This is a genomic window from Alishewanella sp. HH-ZS (genome assembly GCF_001704375.1).
Taxonomy (GTDB): Bacteria; Pseudomonadota; Gammaproteobacteria; order Enterobacterales; family Alteromonadaceae; genus Alishewanella; species Alishewanella aestuarii.
In genome coordinates this window covers 40,949-47,290 of sequence record NZ_LZEJ01000040.1, presented here as the reverse complement: position 1 = coordinate 47,290, position 6,342 = coordinate 40,949, and the positions used below count along the sequence as shown (strand labels likewise).

The 6,342-nt window shown below is 52.4% G+C and carries 7 protein-coding genes and 1 pseudogene; 6 read left to right on the top strand and 2 right to left on the bottom strand.

Annotated features, from left to right (window positions below):
* Positions 1–429: pseudogene (locus A9165_RS14115) on the bottom strand (AraC family transcriptional regulator); the annotation flags it as partial.
* Between the two features lie 61 nt (positions 430–490).
* Between A9165_RS14115 and A9165_RS14110 the strand changes: the two are divergent.
* Both A9165_RS14110 and A9165_RS14105 read left to right on the top strand, forming a co-directional pair.
* On the top strand, positions 491–808 hold the full coding sequence (locus A9165_RS14110) for a hypothetical protein (RefSeq protein WP_255365732.1): 318 nt from the start codon (positions 491–493) through the stop codon (positions 806–808).
* A gap of 120 nt (positions 809–928) precedes the next feature.
* On the top strand, positions 929–2,149 hold the full coding sequence (locus A9165_RS14105; RefSeq protein WP_008607719.1) for a GGDEF domain-containing protein: 1,221 nt from the start codon (positions 929–931) through the stop codon (positions 2,147–2,149).
* A gap of 20 nt (positions 2,150–2,169) precedes the next feature.
* Here A9165_RS14105 and A9165_RS14100 read toward each other — a convergent pair whose 3' ends face one another.
* Positions 2,170–3,033, bottom strand: coding sequence for a LysR family transcriptional regulator (locus A9165_RS14100; RefSeq protein WP_008607718.1), 864 nt, complete (start codon positions 3,031–3,033; stop codon positions 2,170–2,172).
* A 258-nt stretch (positions 3,034–3,291) separates the two neighbouring features.
* On the opposite strand from A9165_RS14100, the gene A9165_RS14095 reads away from it, so the two are divergent.
* The 4 genes from A9165_RS14095 to A9165_RS14080 all read left to right on the top strand — a co-directional run bounded on the left by A9165_RS14095 (position 3,292) and on the right by A9165_RS14080 (position 6,333).
* Positions 3,292–4,152, top strand: coding sequence for an EamA family transporter (locus A9165_RS14095; RefSeq protein ID WP_065956373.1), 861 nt, complete (start codon positions 3,292–3,294; stop codon positions 4,150–4,152).
* Positions 4,153–4,302: 150 nt separating this feature from the next.
* Positions 4,303–4,722, top strand: a complete 420-nt coding sequence (locus tag A9165_RS14090; protein WP_039925165.1) for an AtaL-like protein — start codon at positions 4,303–4,305, stop codon at positions 4,720–4,722.
* Positions 4,723–4,873: 151 nt separating this feature from the next.
* Positions 4,874–5,470, top strand: coding sequence for an NAD(P)H:quinone oxidoreductase (gene wrbA, locus A9165_RS14085; protein ID WP_065956372.1), 597 nt, complete (start codon positions 4,874–4,876; stop codon positions 5,468–5,470).
* A gap of 170 nt (positions 5,471–5,640) precedes the next feature.
* Positions 5,641–6,333, top strand: coding sequence for a LiaF domain-containing protein (locus A9165_RS14080; protein WP_008607713.1), 693 nt, complete (start codon positions 5,641–5,643; stop codon positions 6,331–6,333).
* Positions 6,334–6,342: the final 9 nt, after the last annotated feature.

Genomic DNA, 6,342 nt, shown 5'->3' with positions numbered 1-6,342 from the left:
CATCCTAATTGTCGCCGAACAGGTCGTGGCCCTTTTATGCGCCAGCAAACCGCTTGCGGCCAGAATAAAGGTGCCGGTGCAATTCGCCGCAATCAACTTGCCGCTTTGCGCCACGTCAAGCAAGCCTGCTAAATAAGGGCGTGATGGCTCGGCAATGGCTGTCAGTTGCGCACGGTTATAGGCATAAGCCGGTGGCAGGATAATGGCATCAGCCTCTTGCCAGCGATGCGGTTGTACCGGCAGGCTAACCCCTTGTTTCAGTTGCAGTGGCGTGCCGTCCGGTGACACCAGGTAGCAATGCAGCAAAGGCGTTGCCTGGTGTTGCTGTTGATATTGCCACAGCACATTACAGTACTCAAAAAAGTCCAGCACACCAAAGAGATCGCTGCTGATACTGTTATTGGTTGCTAATACGGCGATTTGTTTCATACCGACCCCGCTTTGGCACTATTCACCTTATTTTTATCAATAGTGACACTGTGGCCCCCCTTTGGCAAGGCGTAAACTGCAAACCACAGACACAACAACGGACGGAAACAAGATGAAGACTAAATTTGCAACGGCTTTCACTGTGCTGGCCTGGCTTGGTAATTGGTGGCTGATTTTGTGGATCAACTTTGCTGCTGAGTTGTCTCTTTTGATGCATCTGGTGGCGATACCGGTTTTATTACTTAGCACGGCCTTTGGCGTCGGCAAGTTGCTGGAGCAGCGCCAAGCACGCCACCGTCGAACGTTACGTGTTAAGTCGCAGGCACAGCCAACCCCAGCCAGAGTGCAGTTAAATACTCGCGCGCGCCTTCAGCACTAAAGGCACTGGATGCCGGGTGGCAAACTGCAACGGGCTGCACTATAGTATTTAGATACTAACTCCGGCAATGCTGTATTAGCCGGCACCGCGGGTGCTGACAGCAGCGGGTGACAGGCAAAGATGGATATGGCTTGGTATCAGGTTGTGCATATTGCTGGCAGTGCCTTGTATCTACTGCTGCTGTTGTTATTTCTGATTTGCTCGCGGGTACCGCGCACCAATCCGGGAGCCGGGTTTTGGGCCCTGGCGCTGGCTGCGATGTGTCTGGCCCGACTTCAACTACTGCTGAGCTTGCCGGCGTTGCTTTTTATCGATACCTTTGTCTGGTATGCCGGCTTTATTATTCTGGAAAAAATATTTCTAATTCATGGCCTGAAACGTTTTTTGCAATTACCGCTACCTACCGTTGTTTTCGTTGGTCCCGCCAGCCTGCTATTTGGCCTGTTAGTCCTGTTCAGCTTGTTACAACGACCGCAATTAGGTCCGATGATCATCTTTGCGCTGTTTAATCTGGGCTGTTTAAGCTACGTTGCCTACAGCTGCTTTCAACACCGCCAGGCAGTCCCTAAACAAGCCCTGCTTTTTACCTCGGGTATCGCCTTGGTACTGGCACTGCATTGGGCGACTTTTCCCTTTGTGTTAACACTGTCCTGGTGGCGGGTATTAGGCTTTGTGCTTGGCACCATTCTGACGATGGCGTTATATCTGAGCTTGCTACTGGCAGTATTTGCACTGTTTTATCAGCGTTTATCTGATGCCGAAAGCCAGGCGCTGGAGCTGGCCTATCAGGATCCGCTAACCGGACTCAATAATAAGCGTTATATGGATATGCTGTTTGATAAGGCTCTGCTGCTGGCCACCCGGCCGCACCAGTTTGTAGCGATTTACTATATCGATCTGGATAACTTTAAACCGATCAATGACCTGTATGGCCATCAAACCGGCGATAAGGTACTACTGGAGGTAGCTAACCGGTTAAGGCGCTCGGTGCGCAGCACCGATATCTGCGCCCGGATCGGTGGCGATGAGTTTGTGGTGATTGCTACCCAGCTGGATCAGTCAGAGCAACTCCACAAGCTAGCCGATAAACTACTGACGATCTTAAAACAACCAGTTGAGCTGGGTAACAAGGTATATCAGCTTGGAGCCAGTATTGGTGTCAGTATCTGCCCGGCGCAAGGCACCAGTTTAGCCGAATTGCTAGCCCATGCCGATCAGGCGATGTATCAGGTGAAGCAGCATGGGAAGAGTGGCTATAGCGTATACACTGTCACCAAACAAATGGAGAATGCTACTGCTGCCAATGGTGATGCCGCAGTGTCAATGAAAACAGAGTTATAGAAACCCGCAGCCACAGCGTTTCAACGCAGCGCTGATACCAGATAATCAACAAAAGCCATAGCGGCGGTCGTTTTAGCCTTACTATTGGCATACAGCACATGCACCGGCGTCTGGCTGGCCGGATAATCCGGCAATAAGCTGAGCAGTTGCCCTGTGGCAAGATATTCCGCCACCATAAAATCAGGTAGCAACCCTATCCCTTGCCCAGCCAGCACTAACTGACAGGCGTTAGACATATTACCGGCTGCGATCTGCCAATTTACGCTGACCGAAATATTATTCTCAAACTGCCATTTATCCAGCGCGGCAGACAATACCACACATTGCTGCCGTCTCAGATCGTCCGGAGTGACCAGCGTTTCCGATTTTGCAAGATAAGCGGGGGCAGCACAGAGGATCCGTCTGACAGTACCAATTTTACGGCACAACAATTCAGAGTCAGCCAACTCCCCCATTCTGATGGTAAGATCGAGCCCATCCTGCACAACGTGGCTGCGTTGCTCACTTAGCTTTAATTCAATCCGGACCCTGGGATACGCAGTAAGAAAGCCCGGTAACAGAGGCGTAATCCGATGCTGACAGTAGCCAGTGGTGGCACCAATCCGGATCAAGCCAGCAGGCTCGGCATGTTGCTGCAGCAAGCTCTGCTCTGCCAGCTCTAGTTCGTCAATCAGGCTAACAACGCTGGCATAGTATTCCTGCCCCAAATCGGTTAGCGACAACGCCCGGGTGGAGCGGTTTAGTAGTCGGTTGCCAAGTCGCTGCTCCAGAGCTGATAATTGCCGGCTTAGGGTTGCCTTTGGCAAATTCAGTACCCTGGCTGCGGCAGAGATACTGCCCATTTGCACGATCTTTACGAAATAGCGGGTCGCATTTAAATCCATGACAAGCTCATCTTCAGGCTGGCAAAACGTGCCCGGCAGCGGGCATTAGCGTAACACAGCATAGTTCAGCTTAGATCTTAAGCCCAGCTCTAGTGCCAACTATTCTGGCTCGCGGTTTAACTCGCCTTTCCGCGGCGGAACAGGCACGACGCAAACGGATAGCGTATAAAAACGAAACAGCGCCCGGCCATTTTTAGAACTAGTGGCACAGCAGACAACAGGATAATCTGATCACAACAGCAGGCACAGGACTCACCAATGAACCGTGAAAGCAACGCCCGTGACGTGCTGATCACTGGCCTGGCGCCAGTGATCTGGGGCAGCACTTATCTGATCACCACCGAGATGTTGCCACTGGGCTATCCGCTTACCACGTCAATGCTAAGGGCCTTACCTGCCGGTATCCTGCTGTTACTGTTGGTGCGGCAACTTCCCGACAGACACTGGCTGGGCCGGATTTTTCTGCTCGGCGCCCTGAATTCCTCAGTGTTCTGGTGGTTATTATTTATCGCGGCGTACCGCTTGCCCGGAGGCGTGGCTGCAACCCTGGGGGCAATGCAGTTTTTGTTTGTTATCGTCTTATCCAGAGGATTACTGGGCACCAAGATTCACACCAGCGCACTAATCGCTGCCGTGGCCGGCATACTCGGGGTCGCGCTACTGATTCTGACACCGGCGGCTAAACTTGATCCTGTGGGCATTGCAGCCGGGATCGGCAGTGCCGTTGCCATGGCATTGGGCACTGTCTTGAGCCGGCGCTGGCAACCGGCGGTCAGCACCCTGACCTTTACCAGCTGGCAACTCACGGCTGGCGGCATTCTGTTAGTGCCTGCGGCATGGTTTTTCGAGCCAGCTCTGCCGTCCCTGACACTGGTCAATATCGCCGGTTTTTTATATCTGGGGCTGCTGGGTGCCGCCTTTACCTACATTATCTGGTTTCGTGGCATTGCCCGGCTAAGCCCCAATCTGGTGGCACCTTTGGGTTTTTTAAGCCCGCTAAGTGCCGTAATGCTGGGTTGGCTGATCCTGGGGCAAGCCCTGTCGGTACTGCAAATCCTTGGTATTGTGGTGGTACTGGGCAGTGTCTGGTTCAGTCAACAGCGCAAAACCAGCTCCTAAACTGGGTGCAACAGAGTTTGCCCCGGACGCCCGGGCAAACGCCCTATCCTATAGCTAGCTATTTTGAAACGCAGCTGTTTCAGATCTCGCGCTAGTGCACGGCGGTCACACCCTCTAAGCTTAGTAGCAGAACCAACAGTGGAGGCCGCTATGCCATTAGTGAACTATCGGGTAAAGGTGCATGCAAGTGCGAATAAACTCTGGGACATGATGCTCGATAAAATGCGTCGTCCTGACAAATACGTACCCGGGATAGTCCGGGTCGCAATACTACGGGAACACAGTGCCAATTGCATTGAACGGGAAATGGAGACGGCACAGGGCAAAGTGATCAGAGAGCTGGTTGTGGCCGAACCGCTAACCCTGACGGTGATTTTTAAATCTTATCAGGATGAGGTGTATAGCGGCTTTGTCACTAATACCATCTTTGAAGAAGACGACGGCGTTTATCTTGATTACACCCTGAATTGGACGCTGAAACCGGGTAAGTCAGCAGCGCAGCCCGACAGTTTTTGGCAAGAGACCATTAAAAATGCCGTGTTGCATGCCAAACAACTGGCGGAGTCATAAGACAAGCGGCGGCTATTGCAGCTAAGCTTATTGCTGTCAGCGTACCTGCCCAGACTGTCGCCGGCACTGCTCCGGTCGCCAAAGGCGTGATAACAGCGGCCTGTGGCAGAACCTTAAACTGCTTGATGCCATTAATACTTATGAGGACCTTATGAAAAAACTACTGGTGCTGTACTACTCATCATACGGCCATGTCGAGACCATGGCGAATGCGGTTGCCGAAGGCGCCCGACAAGTTAGTGGCGTGCAGGTGGATATTAAACGGGTGGCGGAACTGATGCCCCCTGAAGTGGCGAAATCAGCCGGTGTGAAGCTGGATCAGGCAGCCGCAATAGCTAAGCCTGCTGAGCTGGCCGATTACGATGCGATCATCTTCGGCACCCCAACCCGCTTTGGCAATATGGCCTCGCAAATGCGCAATTTCCTTGATCAAACCGGTGGGCTTTGGGCACAAGGCAAACTGATTGGCAAAATTGGCAGCGTTTTTACCTCTACCGGCACCGGTGGTGGCAACGAAACCACAGTGCAGTCCTTTCATACCACGCTATTGCACCATGGCATGATTATCGTTGGCTTGCCTTACAGCTGTCCGGAGTTGGCCGATATTTCAGAGCTTAAAGGGGGCTCACCACTGGGTGCTGCCTGTATAGCCGGGGCAGATGGGAAACGCGCGCCCTCGCCAAAAGAGCTGAATATGGCGCGCTTTCAGGAGCGGCATGTTGCAACGCTGGCGCTAAAGCTTACCTGACAGGCGCGAACTACCCGGCAGTAGACCACAGCCAGAAGGCTGATGTTTTCTGGCTGTTAAAATCGCTTACAATTTTCTCCTGTTCGAACGGTTAAAATTGGGCCATGCTGATAGTTATTCGATCAGTACTGTGTGCCGGCTCCGGCAGCAACCAGCAAAAGGATAGCGAGATGGCAATTGATACCACAGGCGTAAAACTGCAAGACCGGCCTGTTGCTCAAATCAGGGAAGAGGTGATTGACCAACTGATTATGAACTACAGCCATGGTGTCATTTCCGAGCAAGCCTTTGAACGGCGGCTGGATATTGCCACCAATTCTGATGATCACCTGCTGCTGGCCGAACAGGTTGCTGACCTCACTTTATTACCCGATGCCAAATATCGCGCCATGTGGGCGCAAAATTTTAACTCGCCGGGTCGCCATAATCAGGCGCACCAGCAAAGCGCGCCGACTGACTGTGATCGCCTGGTTTCGGTATTAAGCAGTGATGAACGCAGTGGCCCATGGCGGGTACCACAACATCTGACCATCATTAATGCGCTCTCCTCGGTTGAGCTGGATTTTTCTGAAGCGCAGTTTGACCATACGCAGCTAACAATAAAAGTGCAAAACTGGCTGGGCAGCGTCACGATCAAGGTACCTGAACACGTTGCAGTAATTAGCGATGTGAACAATATCGCCTCTTCCAGCAGTAATAACGTCAGCAGCGGCGGCCCGGGGCAAGCCAAAACGCACTTTATCCGGGTTGAGGGTATCTCGGTACTGGGCTCGGTCAGTATCAGTGTAAAACGCACCTTACAGGAACGCTTTACCGAGTTTGCTAACTCTATCCGCTCAGCACTGGGATTAACCAAAAGCTGATTATGCGTG

Excerpts from the sequence above, each read along its gene's own strand:
- A9165_RS14105 (WP_008607719.1), top strand. The coding sequence starts at position 929 with ATGGATATGGCTTGGTATCAGGTTGTGCATATTGCTGGCAGTGCCTTG.
- A9165_RS14100 (WP_008607718.1), bottom strand. The coding sequence starts at position 3,033 with ATGGATTTAAATGCGACCCGCTATTTCGTAAAGATCGTGCAAATGGGC.
- A9165_RS14095 (WP_065956373.1), top strand. The coding sequence starts at position 3,292 with ATGAACCGTGAAAGCAACGCCCGTGACGTGCTGATCACTGGCCTGGCG.
- A9165_RS14090 (WP_039925165.1), top strand. The coding sequence starts at position 4,303 with ATGCCATTAGTGAACTATCGGGTAAAGGTGCATGCAAGTGCGAATAAA.
- wrbA (WP_065956372.1), top strand. The coding sequence starts at position 4,874 with ATGAAAAAACTACTGGTGCTGTACTACTCATCATACGGCCATGTCGAG.
- A9165_RS14080 (WP_008607713.1), top strand. The coding sequence starts at position 5,641 with ATGGCAATTGATACCACAGGCGTAAAACTGCAAGACCGGCCTGTTGCT.